15 protein-coding genes and 1 pseudogene are annotated in these 16,414 nt (G+C 62.1%); 2 read left to right on the forward strand and 14 right to left on the reverse strand.

Features of this window, described 5'->3' with window-relative positions:
• The 8 genes and pseudogenes from gcvT to BJQ17_RS18395 all read right to left on the reverse strand — a co-directional run.
• Nucleotides 1-563, reverse strand: a pseudogene (gcvT, locus tag BJQ17_RS18360) (glycine cleavage system aminomethyltransferase GcvT); the annotation flags it as partial.
• Between the two features lie 27 nt (nt 564-590).
• A complete protein-coding gene (locus tag BJQ17_RS18365; RefSeq protein WP_004575653.1) occupies nt 591-1,967 on the reverse strand; it encodes an L-serine ammonia-lyase in 1,377 nt (458 codons plus the stop codon).
• A gap of 150 nt (nt 1,968-2,117) precedes the next feature.
• On the reverse strand, nt 2,118-4,973 hold the full coding sequence (gcvP, locus tag BJQ17_RS18370) for an aminomethyl-transferring glycine dehydrogenase (RefSeq protein ID WP_003255089.1): 2,856 nt from the start codon (nt 4,971-4,973) through the stop codon (nt 2,118-2,120).
• An 11-nt stretch (nt 4,974-4,984) separates the two neighbouring features.
• Nucleotides 4,985-5,368: a glycine cleavage system protein GcvH gene (gene gcvH, locus BJQ17_RS18375; protein ID WP_003255087.1), complete on the reverse strand. Its 384-nt coding sequence runs from the start codon at nt 5,366-5,368 to the stop codon at nt 4,985-4,987.
• A 302-nt stretch (nt 5,369-5,670) separates the two neighbouring features.
• A complete protein-coding gene (locus tag BJQ17_RS18380) occupies nt 5,671-6,138 on the reverse strand; it encodes a DoxX family protein (protein ID WP_004575651.1) in 468 nt (155 codons plus the stop codon).
• Nucleotides 6,131-6,904, reverse strand: coding sequence for a DNA-binding domain-containing protein (locus BJQ17_RS18385; protein ID WP_070096422.1), 774 nt, complete (start codon nt 6,902-6,904; stop codon nt 6,131-6,133). The genes BJQ17_RS18380 and BJQ17_RS18385 overlap by 8 nt, the downstream gene beginning before the upstream one ends.
• On the reverse strand, nt 6,901-7,734 hold the full coding sequence (locus tag BJQ17_RS18390) for a DUF692 domain-containing protein (protein WP_004575649.1): 834 nt from the start codon (nt 7,732-7,734) through the stop codon (nt 6,901-6,903). The genes BJQ17_RS18385 and BJQ17_RS18390 overlap by 4 nt, the downstream gene beginning before the upstream one ends.
• Before the next feature lie 16 nt (nt 7,735-7,750).
• Complete coding sequence (locus BJQ17_RS18395; RefSeq protein ID WP_003255083.1) at nt 7,751-8,038, reverse strand: DUF2282 domain-containing protein; 288 nt, start codon at nt 8,036-8,038, stop codon at nt 7,751-7,753.
• Nucleotides 8,039-8,262: 224 nt separating this feature from the next.
• Here BJQ17_RS18395 and BJQ17_RS18400 point away from each other — a divergent pair, with 224 nt between their 5' ends.
• Both BJQ17_RS18400 and BJQ17_RS18405 read left to right on the forward strand, forming a co-directional pair.
• On the forward strand, nt 8,263-8,847 hold the full coding sequence (locus BJQ17_RS18400) for a sigma-70 family RNA polymerase sigma factor (protein WP_003255081.1): 585 nt from the start codon (nt 8,263-8,265) through the stop codon (nt 8,845-8,847).
• Nucleotides 8,837-9,478 (forward strand): DUF1109 domain-containing protein, encoded by a 642-nt coding sequence (locus BJQ17_RS18405; RefSeq protein WP_003255080.1) that lies wholly within the window; start codon nt 8,837-8,839, stop codon nt 9,476-9,478. The genes BJQ17_RS18400 and BJQ17_RS18405 overlap by 11 nt, the downstream gene beginning before the upstream one ends.
• Nucleotides 9,479-9,539: 61 nt before the next feature.
• Here BJQ17_RS18405 and gltS read toward each other — a convergent pair whose 3' ends face one another.
• From gltS to arcA, 6 genes are all read right to left on the reverse strand, one after another.
• Nucleotides 9,540-10,745, reverse strand: a complete 1,206-nt coding sequence (gene gltS, locus BJQ17_RS18410) for a sodium/glutamate symporter (protein ID WP_003255079.1) — start codon at nt 10,743-10,745, stop codon at nt 9,540-9,542.
• 127 nt (nt 10,746-10,872) lie between these two features.
• On the reverse strand, nt 10,873-12,381 hold the full coding sequence (locus BJQ17_RS18415) for a sigma-54-dependent transcriptional regulator (RefSeq protein ID WP_003255078.1): 1,509 nt from the start codon (nt 12,379-12,381) through the stop codon (nt 10,873-10,875).
• A gap of 152 nt (nt 12,382-12,533) precedes the next feature.
• Complete coding sequence (locus BJQ17_RS18420; protein WP_003255077.1) at nt 12,534-12,902, reverse strand: DUF5064 family protein; 369 nt, start codon at nt 12,900-12,902, stop codon at nt 12,534-12,536.
• Between the two features lie 56 nt (nt 12,903-12,958).
• Nucleotides 12,959-13,888 carry a carbamate kinase gene (gene arcC / locus BJQ17_RS18425; protein WP_070096423.1) on the reverse strand — a complete coding sequence of 310 codons (930 nt, stop codon included), beginning with the start codon at nt 13,886-13,888 and terminating at the stop codon, nt 12,959-12,961.
• 183 nt (nt 13,889-14,071) lie between these two features.
• Nucleotides 14,072-15,082, reverse strand: coding sequence for an ornithine carbamoyltransferase (locus tag BJQ17_RS18430; RefSeq protein WP_003255074.1), 1,011 nt, complete (start codon nt 15,080-15,082; stop codon nt 14,072-14,074).
• Nucleotides 15,083-15,151: 69 nt separating this feature from the next.
• Nucleotides 15,152-16,405 (reverse strand): arginine deiminase, encoded by a 1,254-nt coding sequence (arcA, locus tag BJQ17_RS18435; protein WP_003255072.1) that lies wholly within the window; start codon nt 16,403-16,405, stop codon nt 15,152-15,154.
• Nucleotides 16,406-16,414: the final 9 nt, after the last annotated feature.

Here is a 16,414-nt window from a genome sequence, read left to right on the forward strand (position 1 = left end):
CGGCTGACGAAGCAGTCCACACCCAGCAGTGTTACTCGGCGGAACTGCATGAAGGTCATGCCGGCCACTTCTGGAGCCAGGCGTTCCAGCACCTTGACTGCAGCCGGGCCTTGCAGGGCGAGCAGGGCACGCTCCTCGAACAGCGGCTGCACCTCGCAACGGTTGCCAATGTGGGATTGCAGGTGAGCCAGGTCCTGCTCCTTGCAGGCGGCGTTGACTACCAGGAACAGGGTGTCCTCGCCCAGGTTGGCCACCATCAGGTCGTCGAGAATGCCGCCTTGCTCATTGGTGAACATGGCATAACGCTGCATGCCCACCGGCAGGTCGATGATGTCCACCGGTACCAGGCTTTCCAGCGCCTTGGCGGCGTCAGCGCCACGCAGAACGATCTGGCCCATGTGCGAGACGTCGAACAGGCCGGCCTGCTCGCGGGTGTGCAGGTGTTCCTTGAGCACGCCCAGCGGGTACTGCACCGGCATGTCGTAGCCGGCGAACGGCACCATGCGTGCACCCAGTTCCAGGTGCAAGGCATGCAGTGGGGTCTTGAGCAGTGTTTCGGACATCGATGACTCCTTGCTGTCATTGTTGGGTCAACATTCGATGATGTTGACGGCCAGGCCGCCACGGGCGGTCTCTTTGTATTTGCTTTTCATGTCGGCGCCGGTCTGGCGCATGGTGCGGATGACCTTGTCCAGCGACACGTAGTGCTGCCCGTCGCCGCGCAGGGCCATGCGTACCGCGTTGATGGCCTTCACCGAGCCCATGGCATTGCGCTCGATACAGGGCACCTGTACGAGGCCGCCGATCGGGTCGCAGGTCAGGCCCAGGTTGTGTTCCATGCCTATTTCGGCTGCGTTCTCCACCTGCTGCACGCTACCGCCCATCACTTCGCACAGCGCCCCGGCGGCCATCGAACAGGCAACGCCGACCTCGCCCTGACAGCCCACTTCGGCCCCGGAGATGGAGGCGTTTTCCTTGTACAGGATGCCGATGGCTGCGGCGGTGAGCAGAAAGCGCACCACCCCGTCCTCGCTGGCACCGGGGACGAAGCGCATGTAGTAGTGAAGGACTGCCGGGACGATGCCCGCTGCACCATTGGTAGGGGCGGTGACCACACGACCGCCGTAGGCGTTTTCCTCGTTCACCGCCAAGGCGTAGAGGTTGACCCAGTCGAGCACTGACAGGGCATCACGCAGGCTGGCTTCCGGGTGGCCGCTCAGTTGGCGGTACAGGGCCGGTGCGCGGCGTTTGACCTTGAGCCCTCCCGGTAATATGCCCTCATGCTGGCAACCTGCCGCGACGCAATCTTGCATCACCTGCCAGATGCGCAGCAGCCCGGCTCGGGTTTCTGCTTCAGGGCGCCAGGCGGTCTCGTTGGCCAGCATGACCTGGCTCACCGACAGGTCATGCGCGGTGCAGTGGCCGAGGAGCGCCTTGGCGGTCTTGAACGGATAGGCCAGCACCGTGGTGTCTTCGACGATGCGGTCATGGCCGGCAGCGTCCTCGTCGACCACGAAACCACCGCCTACCGAGTAATACTCGCGGCTTCGGATTTGCAGGCCTGCGTCGTCGAACGCGCGGAAGATCATGCCGTTGGGGTGGTAGTCCAACGGCTTGCGGATCATCGCCAGGTGCTGCTTTTCGATGAACGCAATGCTGTGTTCGCCCAGCAGGTTGATGCGTCCGCTGTCGCGGATGACCTGCAGGCGGGCGGGAATGCTGTCGGTGTCGATAATGTCCGGGTGTTCGCCTTCAAGGCCCAGCAGCACGGCTTTGTCACTGCCGTGGCCTTTGCCTGTGGCGCCCAGTGAGCCATACAGCTCGGCTTTGACGCTGGCGGTGCGGGCCAGCAGGCCGTCACGGCGCAGCCCTTCGGCAAACCGCGCAGCGGCGCGCATCGGGCCGACCGTGTGGGAGCTGGAGGGACCGATGCCGATCTTGAACAGGTCGAAGACGCTCAGTGACATGTTGACCTCCTGCCAGTTTGTTGGGCGGACGTTGAGCCCTGTAGGCGCGGGTTTACCCGCGAATGCGGCGGTATAGCCACCCTCGCATTCGCGGGTGAACCCGCGCCTACACAGAGCCCGCCACCCAAGCCAGGTGGCGGGGAGGGGCTATCAGGCGTCCTGATAGCTCTCGATCGACGGGCAGGCGCACACCAGGTTGCGGTCGCCGAACACGTTGTCGACCCGGCCGACCGGCGGCCAGTACTTGCCTTCCACCAGGCTCGCCAGGGGGTATACCGCCTGCTCGCGGCTGTAGCCATGGGTCCATTCGCCAACCAGCTCAGCCGCAGTGTGCGGTGCGTTTTTCAGCGGGTTGTCGTCCTTGTCCAGGCTACCGTCCTCCACCGCGCGGATTTCTTCGCGGATCTGGATCATCGCGTTGCAGAAGCGGTCCAGTTCTTCTTTGGACTCGCTTTCGGTCGGTTCGATCATCAGCGTGCCAGCCACCGGGAAGGACATGGTCGGGGCGTGGAAGCCGAAGTCGATCAACCGCTTGGCCACGTCGTCGACACTGATGCCGCTGGTGTCCTTCAGTGGGCGCAGGTCGAGAATGCACTCGTGAGCCACAAGGCCGTTACCGCCGGTATACAGAACAGGATAGTGCTCTTCCAGGCGGCGGGCGATGTAGTTGGCGTTGAGGATTGCCATCTGCGAGGCACGTTTGAGGCCGGCACCGCCCATCATGCGGATATACATCCATGTGATGGGCAGGATGCTGGCGCTACCGAACGGCGCAGCGCATACCGCGCCTTGGGTGTTTTCCAGCTGTGCATGGCCTGGCAGGAACGGCGCCAGGTGCGACTTGACGCCAATCGGGCCTACGCCCGGGCCACCACCACCGTGCGGGATGCAGAAGGTCTTGTGCAGGTTCAGGTGGGAAACGTCGCCGCCGAACTTGCCGGGTGCGCACAGTCCGACCATGGCGTTCATGTTGGCGCCGTCGATGTACACCTGGCCACCGTTGTCGTGGATGATCGCGCAGATTTCGCCGATCGCTTCCTCGAACACGCCGTGGGTCGACGGGTAGGTGATCATGATTGCGGCCAGGCGCTCGCGGTGCTCGATGGCTTTGGCGCGCAGGTCCTCGACATCGACGTTGCCACGGGCGTCACAGGCGGTAACCACGACACGCATGCCAGCCATGTGTGCGGTGGCCGGGTTGGTGCCATGGGCCGACGACGGGATCAGGCAGATATCGCGGTGGCCTTCACCCCGGCTGCGGTGGTAGGCGCGGATCGCCAACAGCCCGGCGTATTCGCCCTGCGAGCCGGCGTTGGGCTGCAGCGACACGGCATCATAGCCAGTGGCCGCGCACAGCATGGCCTCCAGCTCGGTGGTCATCTGCAGGTAGCCCTGGCTCTGCTCGGCCGGGGCGAATGGGTGCAGGTTGCCGAACTCGGCCCAGGTGACCGGGATCATCTCGCTGGCGGCGTTCAGCTTCATGGTGCACGAGCCCAGCGGAATCATGCTGCGGTCCAGCGCCAGGTCCTTGTCGGCCAGGCGGCGCAGGTAGCGCATCAGCTCGGTTTCGCTGTGGTAGCGGTTGAACACCGGGTGTTCGAGGATGGCCGACTGGCGCAGCAGGGCGGCAGGCAGCAGGGAACCGGTGCTGGCGGCCAGTGCGGTGAAGTCAGGCTGTGCCTGCTCGCCCCCCAACAGCTGCCACAGCGATTCGACGTCAGCCTGAGTGCTGGTTTCGTCCAGAGACAGGCCCACATGGGCGGCATCGATCTGGCGCAGGTTGATGCCCTGGGCGCGTGCCTTGTCATGCAGGCTGGCGGTGGCAGTGCCGGTGGCCAGGGTCAGGGTATCGAAAGCGCTGGCGCCCACCACTTGTACGCCCAGCGCCTTCAGGCCGGCGGCGAGGATCGCGGTCAGGGCATGGGTGCGCTCGGCAATGCGCTTGAGGCCGGCAGGGCCGTGGTACACGGCGAACATGCTGGCGATGTTGGCCAGCAGCACCTGGGCGGTGCAGATGTTGCTGGTGGCCTTTTCGCGGCGGATGTGCTGCTCGCGGGTCTGCATGGCCAGACGCAGGGCGGTTTTGCCGAAGCGATCGATCGACACGCCGACCAAGCGGCCAGGCATGTCGCGCTTGAACGCGTCGCGGGTGGCGAAGTAAGCCGCGTGCGGGCCACCGAAGCCCAGTGGCACGCCGAAGCGCTGTGCGCTGCCGATGGCCACGTCGGCGTCGAACTCGCCCGGTGGGGTCAGCAGGGTCAGGGCCAGCAGGTCTGCTGCTACGGCGACCAGGGCGTTGGCCGCGTGGAAGCGCTGCACGACCTCGCGGTAGTCGAACACTTCACCGTTGCTGGCCGGGTATTGCAGCAGGGCGCCGAAGAAGGCGCTGACGTCGCCCAACTCGCGTTCGTCGCCAACCACAACCTCGATACCCAGCGGCTCGGCACGGGTGCGCAGCACGTCAAGGGTTTGCGGGTGACAATGCACGGAGGCGAAGAAGGCATGGCTGGACTTGTTCTTCGACAGGCGCTTGCAGAAGGTCATGGCCTCGGCCGCAGCCGTGGCTTCGTCGAGCAAGGAGGCGTTGGCGATCGGCAGGCCGGTGAGGTCGCTGATCAGGGTCTGGAAGTTCAGCAGCGCTTCCAGGCGGCCTTGGGAAATTTCTGGTTGATACGGGGTGTAGGCGGTGTACCAGGCCGGGTTTTCCAGCAGGTTGCGCAGGATCGGTGCCGGGGTGTGGGTGTTGTAGTAGCCCTGGCCGATGTAGCTTTTGAACAGCTGGTTCTTGCCGGCGATGGCCTTGAGTGCGGCGAGTGCGTCGGCCTCGCTCTGGCCGTCGTGCGAGCCAAGCACGCTGGTGCCTTTGATGCTGTCGGGGATGACCGCAGCGGTCATGGCGTCCAGCGAGTCGAAGCCCAGTGCAGTGAGCATGGCCTGTTCGTCAGCGGCGCGCGGGCCTATGTGACGGGCGATGAATTCGTTGGCGGTGCCGAGGTTGATGGTCATGGCGGGATTCCTCAGGCGTCGTCGTTGGCTTTGAGCAGGCGGTCGTAGGCGTCCTGGTCGAGCAGAGCGGTGACGGCTTCTGCATCGGCAGGGATGAAGCGGAAGAACCAGCCTTCGCCCATCGGGTCTTCGTTGACCAGTTCCGGGCTGTCTTCAAGCTGGCCGTTGACCTCGACCACTTCACCCGTCAGTGGCATGTACACGCCGCTGGCGGCCTTGACCGATTCGACGGTGGACGCTTCGCTGCCTTTCTCATACTGCTGCAACTCTGGCAGTTGCACGAAAACCACGTCGCCCAGGGCATTCTGGGCGTAGGCGGTGATGCCCACGGTGACGCTGCCATCGGCTTCGACGCGCAGCCATTCGTGATCTTCAGTGAAACGCAACTCGCTCATGGGGAATCCTCGGGAAGCAGGGCGTTGGGGGCGCGGTGGCGCCGCGCTCTTAGGGTAGGATTCCCTTAGCAATAATGCGGCCAACCTATAAAACTTATTATTTATCAATATGTTACGTAAATAAGAGGAGAAGCCGTATTTTTTGTATGGAATGATATCGTTACAGGTGCTCAGGGGAGGAAAAGGGTTTGAGCATCAAACCCTTGTGCACCCGCGTCGAGGAGGGTGTGTATCGTTTTCGTTACGACGTATTGAAAACGATACATATGGTGTCCGACAGGCCAGGTGCCAATGGCCTCCGGTCATCTCACTTTCAGCATATGATCCAGCGAAAACGCGCCGGCGCCACGTGCGACCAGGAGCAGCAAGAGCCCCGCCCAGGTCAGGTGGGTGGGCCACGCATCGGGGTAGACGAACACTTCGATCACCAACGTCATGCCCAGCAGTGCCAGCGCTGATAGCCGGGTCATCAGCCCGAGCACCAGCAATAGCGGGAACAAGTGCTCAGCGTAGGCGGCCAGGTGCGCTGCAAGCCAGGGTGAGAGTAGCGGCAGCGCGTACTCGGTGCGGAACAGCTCATAGGTGCTGGGTGTAAGGGTGAGGAAACCCTCCACTTTGGTGCGTCCGGAAAGAAAGAATACCGAGGCGATCCCGAACCGGGCGACCAGGCACAACAGGTCATCGCTCAAACGGTGCTCGAGGCTCTGTGCAATGTGGTTCCAGGCGCGCCGCAGGCTGCTGGCCGGGGGCGTGAAGTCGGCACTAGCCATGAGGGTGTTCTCCTGTGAAGGCGAGTGGGCGAAAAGCCTGGGCTGTCATCAGGCGCCCGAGCATCTCGGTGAAATCCAGGTCGGTTTCAGCGTGTCGCGCCAGTTCCGAGGCCTGCATCAGCGACTGTCCGGCCGCACAGGCCTTGAGAAACGCATGGCCACCTTTTCCCAGTGGCTGGTGGCATACGCCATCAGCGGTGCCGACAAACAGCACCCCTTCGCCCACCCATGGCTGGTCATGGGGCCAGGCAACCTGCTCGCGGGCGCAGCGCCACAGGGTGTACACAGGATGCGTTTCGCACCAGTACCAGCGAGCACTGGCACGGGGGGGCAAGCAACCGTGATCAAGATCGCTGGGGGTCATGCCTGCCAGTTCGACAAGGTTCAGGCACGTTTCGTACGGCGCGCTGAAGGCTTCTGTCCAATGCAGGTCCAGGCGGGCGACATCCGCCAGATACGGCACAGCGTGCTGTGACTGAATGTCTTCGAGGAAATCCGGGAAGGTTGCGCCATAGCAGATCAGCCGGGGATCGCTGGGGGGGAATTGCCGCGCGTAAACTGCCGCGGTCTCATCCATCCAGGCGCGCCCGACGAGTGTGCACACGCTCGGAAAGTTTGCGCGCAGCGCATCCACGCAGCCGGCCAGCACCGTGTTGCGATAGACCGCGAACGCCGCCTGTTCGGTCACTCCTGAAAGCTCGGGAGCAGGACGGGAATAGAGCGCCTCGATGAACGCTTGCTGGAACTGACCAAGGGAAAGGTTCATGGCAATACACCTGGGCAAGACATGATCGACTGTGCGATGGACCGTTCAGCAAGCAGCTCGGTGAACGGGGGAAGCTTGTCGTCACGTTCAATAAGTGTCGGGCGCGGGCCGACACGGGAAACCAGTTGGCGGTACAGCGCCCACACAGGCTCGGCCACCTGTGCATCATGAGAGTCGATCAACAGGCTGCCTTGGTCATCATCGCTGTGCCCGGCCAGATGAACTTCTGTGATGGCTTGCGCTGGAAAGCGGTCCAGGTAGGCAGTTGCCGAAAACCCCAGATTGTGAGCACTCACATAGACGTTGTTGATGTCCAGCAGCAGGCCACAACCGGTGCGACGTGTCAGTTCGTCAAGAAAGTCGATCTCGTCCCAGTCATGGCCCTGCAGCTGCAAGTAATGACTGGGGTTTTCGATGGATATACGCCGGCCCAATACCTCCTGGCATCGCTGGATGTTTTCAGCGATGCGCTGCAGGGCTTCTTTGCTGCGGGGAAATGGCAGCAGGTCTGGATGGTAGTGCCCCTGCCAGGTGGACCAGGCCAGGTGCTCTGACACAAGTACCGGTTCGATCTGATCGCACAGTGCGCGCAGACGCTGCAAATGGTCCTGATCGGGGGGCGCGTCAGCCGCAAGCGAAAGTGCTACACCATGCAATGAGACCGGGTGAAGTGCTGCGATTCGGTTCAGCCAGGCAAGGCGAGGGCCACCGACCATGTAGTTCTCCGGGTGAACCTCAAACCAGAGCCCTTCGAGATTGCACGCCAGCGCCTGGTCGTAGTGCTCGGCCTTCAGGCTGATTCCGGCGCCCATTCGTGCGTCTGCGTTCATGGTCGGTTTCCCCTGATCAAGACTTTTGAGGTGTCAGCGAGCCCATGCCGGCAGGTGTCTTGATCGATGTGCAGGTGCCGGCGGGGACGTTTTTCCAGTGCATGCCGTCGTAGTCCTTCTTCGCACTGCCGGCGCAGCTGGTACCGGCGCCGGCCTTGCAATCGTTCTTTCCTGCCATGGCGACGCCGTAGCATTTCTCCATGGCAGCGCCACTGCCTGCGGGTTGCGTGCTGTCGGCCGCCATGGCAACGCCTGCAAGCGAGGCGAGAGCGAGTGCTGCAGTGGTGAGGGCGAGGGTTTTCATGGGTCAATCTCCTGAGAATGTGGCCGTGGTCTTTACCGGCGGCTCATGGAGTAATTCGTGCCTTGCGTAAAACGGGTTACAGCCTTGGAAGAAATTTTTTCAGGGCGTGTCTTCACGACCTGATGTTGAAGCCAAGGGCATGGCATATTTGCAGCACCTGCGTGCCACACGCCGGGAGCGGATGAATCAAGTCAATTGTATTCAGGGTGTAACCCAGGCGACCCATGCAGCGAACTAACTCACAGGATGAGCTCGAGGCTCGCGAGGCCCGGTTGAAAGCACTGTTGCTTCGGGGGCTGACAGGCGACCAGCTGGCCTATCAGGATTTTCTTGGCACGCTTGCGCTGCATGTACGTGCGTTTCTGCGCAGCCGTCTGAGCAGGCGCCCGGCCGAGATAGAGGACATGGTGCAGGATGTGCTGCTGGCGGTGCATAACGCGCGCCACACGTACCAGCCGCAGCAGCCGTTGACCGCCTGGGTGCAGGCGATCGCCCGTTACAAGCTGGCGGATCATCTGCGAAGTGTTTCACGTCGCGACGCCCGGCATGATGTGCTGGACGATGATGCGCAACTGTTTGCCGTCTCGGAGGTTGAATCAGCCGAGGCCAGCCGAGACCTGACCAAGCTGCTCAAGCAACTGCCAGAGCGGCAACGACTGCCGATTGTTCATGTCAAGCTGGAGGGGTTGTCCGTCGAGGAGACGGCACAACTTACCGGGCTTTCCAGTTCAGCGGTAAAGGTGGGGATACATCGAGGTCTGAAAGCGCTATCCAGGCTGATTGGAGGAGCCAACAACCATGAAGACTGACGATTTGATCGCCTTGCTGGCTGCAGGCGAAGGGCCAGTACCGCGCCACGCCGTTTGCAATCGGATGGCAGTGGCTGTGCTGGGCGGGCTGACCGCCGCACTGCTGCTGACAATTACCCTTTACGGTGTACGCAGTGATATCACAGAGGTCGCACAAACCCCGTTGTTCTGGGGCAAAGTCGCCTTTCCAACCAGCTTGGCGTTGATCGGGCTGTGGTTGACGAGCCGCTTGGCCAGGCCAGGAGGGAAGGGCGCTGCAGGCTGGAAGATGCTTGGCTTGCCACTGCTGCTGGTCTGGTGCGGGGCGGCGGTGAGTATCGCCGGGGCGCCTGTGGAGGCGCGCGCCGACCTGTTGTTCGGGCGCACATGGCGTACCTGCGCACTGAATATCACGTTGCTGTCGGTGCCGGCCTTTGTCACCGTGTTCTGGGCGCTGAAAGGTCTGGCGCCCACCCGGTTACGGCAAGCGGGCGCTGCCGGTGGCCTGCTGGCGGGCTCGACCGCAACGGTTGCCTACTGCCTGCATTGTCCGGAAATGGGCGTACCGTTCTGGGGTGTGTGGTATGTCCTAGGCATGCTCGTGCCGACGGTATTCGGTGCCTGGTGGGGCCCCCGCATGCTGCGTTGGTAGGCTGTACCGGCAGGCCCCACGCCACTCAGAACGATGTCATTCAAGGGGAGCGTGAGATCGCTTAACCCGCAACAAACCAGGGCAATGCCAGGTACAGCTTGATCACGATGACATTGATGATGTCGATGAAGAACGCCCCCACCATCGGCACCACCAGGAAGGCAAGGTGCGAGGCACCAAAGCGTTGTGTCACCGCTTGCATGTTGGCGATGGCTGTCGGTGTTGCACCCAGGCCGAAGCCACAGTGGCCAGCAGCCAGGACTGCTGCATCGTAGTTGCGCCCCATTACCTTGAACGTCACGAAGATTGCGAACAGCGCCATGACCAGTGTCTGCGCGGCCAACAAGGTAAAGAAGGGTAACGCCAGGGCTGCCAGGTCCCACAACTTGAGCGACATCAAGGCAATGGCCAGGAACAGGGACAAACTCACATTGCCCAGTACCGACACTTCCCGTTCGAATACTTTGTAAACGCCTAAAGCCCGAAGCCCATTGCGCAACACTACACCGACGAAGAGTACGCAAACGAAGGTCGGCAGTTCGAATGCTGTGCCTTTCAACAAGCCATTAAGTAATGTGCCCGTCAGTAAGCTGACCGCAATAAGTGCCAAGGTTTCTATAAATGAAAACGATGTGATCAGGCGCTCTTTGTCGGGTTGTTCAAAGCCCTTGGGTAACTGCGGTGCTTCTTCTTGTACGCCAGGTGTTTCGACCCGTTTGATTAGCAACCGGGCGACTGGCCCACCGATCAAACCGCCCAACACCAGGCCGAAAGTGGCAGAGGCCATTGCCAGTTCCGAAGCCGAAGCCAGGCCGAACCGCTCAGTGAAGGTCGCGCCCCAGGCTGCGCCTGTACCGTGGCCACCCGACAAGCTGATCGAACCGGCCAGCAGGCCCATCAGCGGGTCGAGCCCCAGTGCTGTTGCCAGGCCGATGCCCATGGCGTTCTGAACCATTAGCAAACCCGTCACCACCAAAAGGAATACGGCGACCACGCGTCCCCCCTTCTTCAGGCTTGCGAAGTCTGCACTCAAGCCGATGGTAGCGAAGAATGCCAGCATCAACGGTGTTTGCAACGAGGTATCGAATTGGACGTGTACATCGAAACTGCGCAATGCCAGGAGTAACAGGGCAACGACCAGGCCGCCTGCAACAGGCTCCGGGATATTGTATGCGCGCAGGAAACCAATGCGTGCAACCAGGCCGCGTCCCAGTAGCAGTACCAACGAGGCGGCTACCAGTGTCCCGTAAAAATCGAGTTCGAACATCAGGGTACTCTTCGTTCAGGGTGACAAGCAAAATTGCAATGTCGCCATTCTACGGGGAGCACTCCAGTCACATGTGGCTGAGCGGCTAGGAAAAGTCCGATTCAATTATGGGTTTTGACCACAGCCGTCATGGTTTCCCGGGTATTCCATATTTACGCAGCCTCTGCGCGATAGCCGTGTGCGAAGTTTGCAAGCGCCCGGCCAGTTGCCGTGTTGACGGGTAGCTGGCATACAAGCGCTGTAACAGCTCGCGCTCGAAATCACCTACAGCCTGTTCCAGGCTGGCCACTTCGCCATCTTGCCCGCGTGCCACCGAGGTGCCGGCGATGTCCAGGTCGCCGATATCCACCAGGTTGCCCTCGCAGATAGCCGCGGCGCGAAAGATCACGTTCTGCAATTGGCGCACATTGCCCGGCCAAGGGTTGGCCAGCAGTGCCGAATGGGTGGAGGGGGTCAGCCGACAGGCTGGGCGCTGGATCTGCGTGCACGCCTGCTGCATGAAGAAGTGCGCCAGCATCAGGATGTCCTGGCCACGGTCGCGAAGCGGCGGTACCTCCAGGTTAAGCACGTTCAGGCGGTAGAACAGGTCTTCGCGAAAGCTGCCTTCGGCGACCATGCGCTCCAGATCGCGGTGGGTGGCGCTGATGATGCGCACATCCACCTTCACCTCACGGTCGCCACCCACCCGGCGGAAGCTGCCATCGCTGAGAAAACGCAGCAGCTTGGCCTGCAGGTAGGGCGACATTTCACCAATTTCATCGAGAAACACGGTGCCCTGGTTGGCCAGTTCCATCAGCCCAGGCTTGCCACCTCGTTGCGCGCCGGTAAAGGCCCCGGGCGCGTAGCCGAACAGCTCGCTTTCGGCCAGGCTCTCGGGCAGCGCGGCGCAGTTCAGCGCCAGGAACGGGGCCGCATGGCGGCTGCTGACGGCATGGCAGGCGCGGGCGACCAGTTCTTTGCCGGTGCCGGTCTCGCCATGCACCAGCAGCGGCGCATCGAGCGCAGCCACGCGTAAGGCGCGGGCCTTGAGGGTGCGGATGGCCGGCGACTCGCCAAGCAAGGCATCGAAGCCTTCGGCGTGGTCGTGGTGCAAGGCCGACAGGCGTTCGCCCATGCGCGAGGGGGGGTACAGCGTCAGCAGGCCACCGGCGTTGGTAATCGGCATGGCGTCCAGCAGCAGGCTATGGCCGTTCAGCTGCATTTCGCGCATGGGCAGGTGGAAGTTGTTATCCAGCAGCGCTTGCAGCAGCGCGGGATCGCCAAACAGCTCACCCACCGAGCGCCCGGCAGATTCGCGGCCGCACAGTTCGATCAGCGCCGGGTTGGCCAACAGCACCAGGCCTGCGCTGTCCACCGCCAGCACCGGGTCGCTCATGGCGGCCAGCAGGGCATCGAGCTGCAGGTGGCGGCGCTGGCCGGGGAGGATGTCGACCACGTCCACCGATTGCACGCCGTGTACTTCGAACAGCGCGTCGTGCAGTTCTTCAAGTACGGCGGGGCTGAGGGTGGGGGCGTCGATGTAGACGTTCGGCGGGACCATCTCCACGGCGTCCAGGTTGAGGTTGCGGGCACCGAGCAGGGCGAGGACTTCCTGGGTGATGCCGACGCGGTCGATGAAGCTGACGTGGATGCGCATGGGGTTCGAACAGTTGGCAACGGAGGCCGCCAGTATGCCCTGAGACGGGGTTCAGGCCCAAGGTCGGCGGTGGCGCATTCGCGGTCGCGCCCGCTCCCACTGCCACAGGGTTGCTGCTGTCCATGCGGGGGCGGGCTTGCTCGCGAAAAGGGTCACTCCAGATGTTCAGGTTTGATCGGGTCGCCCGATTTCACGTCGAGCTTTTCGCGGATGTCCGCAAACATATGGTCATAGAGCTTGTGCGGCGAACTCAGGGTCTCGAATTTTTTCGGCGGCGCCAGATACGACTGCGCCTTGCGGGTCAGCAGCATGAGGAAGCTGGGCAAGGCCTGGTCCTTGGCCAGGAAGAACTTTTCTTCCACCGTTTTGCCTTCGATGCTGCCATGCATGTGGAACTGAATGCCTCTGCCTTCCTTGGGGTCCGACACAGCTTCGTACTCGATGTTCAGGTCATAGCTGTGGTCGGCGTTGTTCAGCGCAGAGCGCTCGATGTGTACATGACCAGGCTGATACTGGGCCATGGCTATCTCCTTTGGAAGGTCGAAAATGGCGGGCCGCGTAAGCCCGCCGACTGCATTCAACGGTAGCTGATCCCCGGCTTCTCGGTGGAAACCCGAGTGCCGGCTTTGCCTTTGACGATGCCTTCGATGTTCTCCAGCGAACTGATCACCGCCACCTTGCCGGTGTTGCGGGCAAAGTCGCAGGCAGCCTGCACCTTCGGCCCCATGGAGCCGGCGGCAAACCCCAGCGTTTCCAACGCGTCCGGGTGGGCCTGGGCGATGGCCTTCTGCGTCGGTTTGCCCCAGTCAATGTAGGCTGCATCGACGTCGGTGGCGATAATCAGAAGGTCGGCTTCCAATTGCTCGGCCAGCAGCGCCGAGCACAGGTCTTTGTCGATCACTGCCTCGATGCCTTTGAGCTTGCCGTTTTCATCGTACAGGGTGGGGATGCCGCCACCGCCTGCGCAAATCACGATGCTGCTTTTTTCCAGCAGCCACTTGATCGGGCGAATTTCGAAGATGCGCTTGGGTTTCGGGCTGGCTACCACGCGGCGGTACTTGTCGCCGTCGGCCTTGACCATCCAGCCCTTTTCCTTGGCCAGGCGCTCGGCCTCTTCCTTGCTGTAGACCGGGCCGATGAACTTGGTCGGGTCCTTGAAGGCAGGGTCGTTGGCGTCCACTTCCACCTGGGTCAGGAGGGTGGCGAACGGCACTTCAAAGTCCAGCAGGTTGCCCAGTTCCTGTTCGATCATGTAACCGATCATGCCCTCGGTCTCGGCACCCAGCACGTCCAGCGGGTAGGCCTCGTCTGGCTTGTACGACAGGGCCTGAAGCGACAGCAGACCCACTTGCGGGCCGTTGCCGTGGGCGATGACCAGCTCGTTGCCAGGGTGAATCTTGGCGATCTGTTCGGTGGCGGTGCGGATATTGGCGCGCTGGTTGTCAGCGGTCATGGGCTCGCCGCGACGAAGCAGGGCGTTGCCGCCCAATGCAACAACGATACGCATGGTAATGTCCTTTGATGAAAGAGGGGACGCTGCGCTCGGACGGCACCGCTCCCCGGTGTAGGAGCGGGTTTACCCGCGAATGCGTCAGCCCAGGTAAGGCTGTTGGAGCTGCCGACGCCTTCGCGGGTGAACCCGCTCCTACACACACACAAGGGCGGGGTGGCCGCGCTATCGAGACAGCCCTTACAGATCAGCCAGGGTCGATACCAGGATCGCCTTGATCGTGTGCATGCGGTTTTCCGCCTGCTCAAAGGCGATGCACGCTGGCGATTCGAACACGTCATCGGTCACTTCGATGCCGTTGGCCAGGTCCGGGTATTGTTCGGCGATCTGCTTGCCTACCTTGGTGTCGGAGTTGTGGAATGCCGGCAGGCAGTGCATGAACTTGGTCCGCGGGTTGCCGGTGGACTTCATCAGTTCGGCATTCACCTGATAAGGCTTGAGCTGCTTGATGCGCTCACCCCAGGCTTCGATCGGCTCGCCCATCGATACCCACACGTCGGTATGCACAAAGTCGACACCCTTGACCGCGGCTTTCGGGTCTTCGGTGAGGGTAATGCGTGCGCCGCTTTCTTCAGCGTACTGCTTGCAGCGCTCGACCAGGTCGTCGTGCGGCCACAGTGCCTTGGGCGCGGCGATGCGCACATCCATGCCCAGCTTGGCGCCGATCAGCAGCAGCGAGTTGCCCATGTTGTTGCGGGCATCGCCCAGGTAGGCGTAGCTGATGTCGTGCAGCGGCTTGTCGCTGTGCTCACGCATGGTCAGCACGTCGGCGATCATCTGGGTGGGGTGATATTCGTCGGTCAGGCCGTTGAACACCGGCACGCCGGCGAACTTGGCCAGCTCTTCGACGATTTCCTGCTTGAAGCCACGGTACTCGATGGCGTCATACATGCGCCCGAGCACACGGGCGGTGTCCTTCATGCTTTCCTTGTGGCCGATCTGCGAGGAGTTGGGGTCGATGTAGGTGACGTTGGCGCCTTGGTCATAGGCTGCGACTTCGAAGGCACAACGGGTACGGGTGGAGGTTTTTTCGAAGATCAGGGCGATGTTGTTGCCCTTCAGGTGCTGCTGCTCGGTGCCCGTGTACTTGGCGCGCTTGAGGTCGCGGGACAGGTCCAGCAGGTAGCGCAACTCGCGGGTGGTGTGGTGTTCCAGGCTGAGCAAGTTGCGGTTGTGAATGTTGAACGCCATGACAGTTTCTCCTTGAGTTCGGTGATGTCCCGGCCGCCACTTCATGGGTGCGGCCGGGCGTAATGGTCGTTAGTAGTCGATCGGGTCGCGCACGATAGGGCAGGTCATGCAGTGGCCGCCGCCACGGCCCCGGCCCAGTTCGCCGGCGCTGATGGTGATGACCTCGATGCCGGCCTTGCGCAGCAGGGTGTTGGTGTAGGTGTTGCGGTCGTAGCCAATGACCACGCCCGGCTCGATGGCCACCACGTTGTTACCGTCATCCCACTGTTCGCGCTCGGCGGCGAAGCTGTTGCCGCCGGTCTCGACCACGCGCAGCTTGACACCCAGTTGCTCGCCCACCACTTCGATGAACGACTTGTTGATGCGGCGTACATCCATGCCGTAAGGCTTGCTTTCGTCCGGGCGGATGATGAATGGCACAATCTCTTTCACCACTTCCGGGAAGACCGTGACCAGGTCGCGGTCGCAGAAGCTGAAGACAGTGTCCAGGTGCATGGCGGCGCGGGACTTTGGCAGGCCGGCGACGATCACTTCCTTGACGGCGCCCTTGGCGAACAGGTTTTGCGCGAGCTGGCCGATGGCCTGGCGCGAGGTGCGCTCACCCATGCCGATGAGCACGATGCCATTGCCGATCGGCATCACATCACCGCCTTCGAGGGTGGCATTGCCATGGTCCTTGTCCGGGTCGCCATACCACACCTGGAAGTCGGCCTCGGTGAACGCCTTGTGGAACTTGTAGATGGCGGTGGTCAACAGGGTTTCCTGGCGACGCGCCGGCCAGTACATCGGGTTCAGCGTCACGCCGCCGTAGATCCAGCAGGTGGTGTCGCGGGTGAATTGGGTGTTGGGCAGGGGTGGCAGGATGAAGCTGGAGTGGCCCAGGTAGTCGTTGTACATCTTCACGACTTCGGCGCCTTCGCTCTGCGGCAGGTCCTGGCCTGCCACGCCGCCGATCAGGAATTCGGCCAGGTGGCGTGGCTCCAGGCCTTCGAGCCAGCTGCGCACTTCGTTGGTCAGGCCTACGCCGACGGTATCAGGGGTGATCTTGCGGTCGAGGATCCACTTGAGCGCCTCTTTGTTCTGCACGATATCGGTCAGCAGGTTGTGCATCTCCAGCACATCCACACCACGCTCGCGCATCTTGGTGACGAAGTCGAAATGGTCACGCTTGGCCTGGTCGACCCAGATCACATCGTCGAACAGCAGTTCGTCACAGTTGCTCGGCGTCAGGCGCTTGTGCGCCAGGCCCGGTGCGCAAACCATCACTTTGCGCAGTTTGCCGGCTTCGGAGTGGACACCGTACTTCTGTTTTTCAGCGGACATGGTTTCATT

The sequence above is a fragment of the Pseudomonas sp. NBRC 111139 genome (genome assembly GCF_001753955.1).
Lineage (GTDB): Bacteria > Pseudomonadota > Gammaproteobacteria > Pseudomonadales > Pseudomonadaceae > Aquipseudomonas > Aquipseudomonas alloputida.

Bases quoted from the DNA above. Each gene is read 5' to 3' on its own strand.
- BJQ17_RS18380 (WP_004575651.1), bottom strand. From the start codon at position 6,138: ATGGCTAGTGCCGACTTCACGCCCCCGGCCAGCAGCCTGCGGCGCGCC.
- BJQ17_RS18395 (WP_003255083.1), bottom strand. From the start codon at position 8,038: ATGAAAACCCTCGCCCTCACCACTGCAGCACTCGCTCTCGCCTCGCTT.
- arcC (WP_070096423.1), bottom strand. From the start codon at position 13,888: ATGCGTATCGTTGTTGCATTGGGCGGCAACGCCCTGCTTCGTCGCGGC.
- gcvP (WP_003255089.1), bottom strand. From the start codon at position 4,973: ATGACCATCAACCTCGGCACCGCCAACGAATTCATCGCCCGTCACATA.
- BJQ17_RS18400 (WP_003255081.1), top strand. From the start codon at position 8,263: ATGCAGCGAACTAACTCACAGGATGAGCTCGAGGCTCGCGAGGCCCGG.
- BJQ17_RS18430 (WP_003255074.1), bottom strand. From the start codon at position 15,082: ATGGCGTTCAACATTCACAACCGCAACTTGCTCAGCCTGGAACACCAC.
- gltS (WP_003255079.1), bottom strand. From the start codon at position 10,745: ATGTTCGAACTCGATTTTTACGGGACACTGGTAGCCGCCTCGTTGGTA.
- BJQ17_RS18405 (WP_003255080.1), top strand. From the start codon at position 8,837: ATGAAGACTGACGATTTGATCGCCTTGCTGGCTGCAGGCGAAGGGCCA.
- BJQ17_RS18420 (WP_003255077.1), bottom strand. From the start codon at position 12,902: ATGGCCCAGTATCAGCCTGGTCATGTACACATCGAGCGCTCTGCGCTG.
- BJQ17_RS18365 (WP_004575653.1), bottom strand. From the start codon at position 1,967: ATGTCACTGAGCGTCTTCGACCTGTTCAAGATCGGCATCGGTCCCTCC.
- BJQ17_RS18390 (WP_004575649.1), bottom strand. From the start codon at position 7,734: ATGAACGCAGACGCACGAATGGGCGCCGGAATCAGCCTGAAGGCCGAG.
- arcA (WP_003255072.1), bottom strand. From the start codon at position 16,405: ATGTCCGCTGAAAAACAGAAGTACGGTGTCCACTCCGAAGCCGGCAAA.
- gcvH (WP_003255087.1), bottom strand. From the start codon at position 5,368: ATGAGCGAGTTGCGTTTCACTGAAGATCACGAATGGCTGCGCGTCGAA.
- BJQ17_RS18385 (WP_070096422.1), bottom strand. From the start codon at position 6,904: ATGAACCTTTCCCTTGGTCAGTTCCAGCAAGCGTTCATCGAGGCGCTC.
- BJQ17_RS18415 (WP_003255078.1), bottom strand. From the start codon at position 12,381: ATGCGCATCCACGTCAGCTTCATCGACCGCGTCGGCATCACCCAGGAA.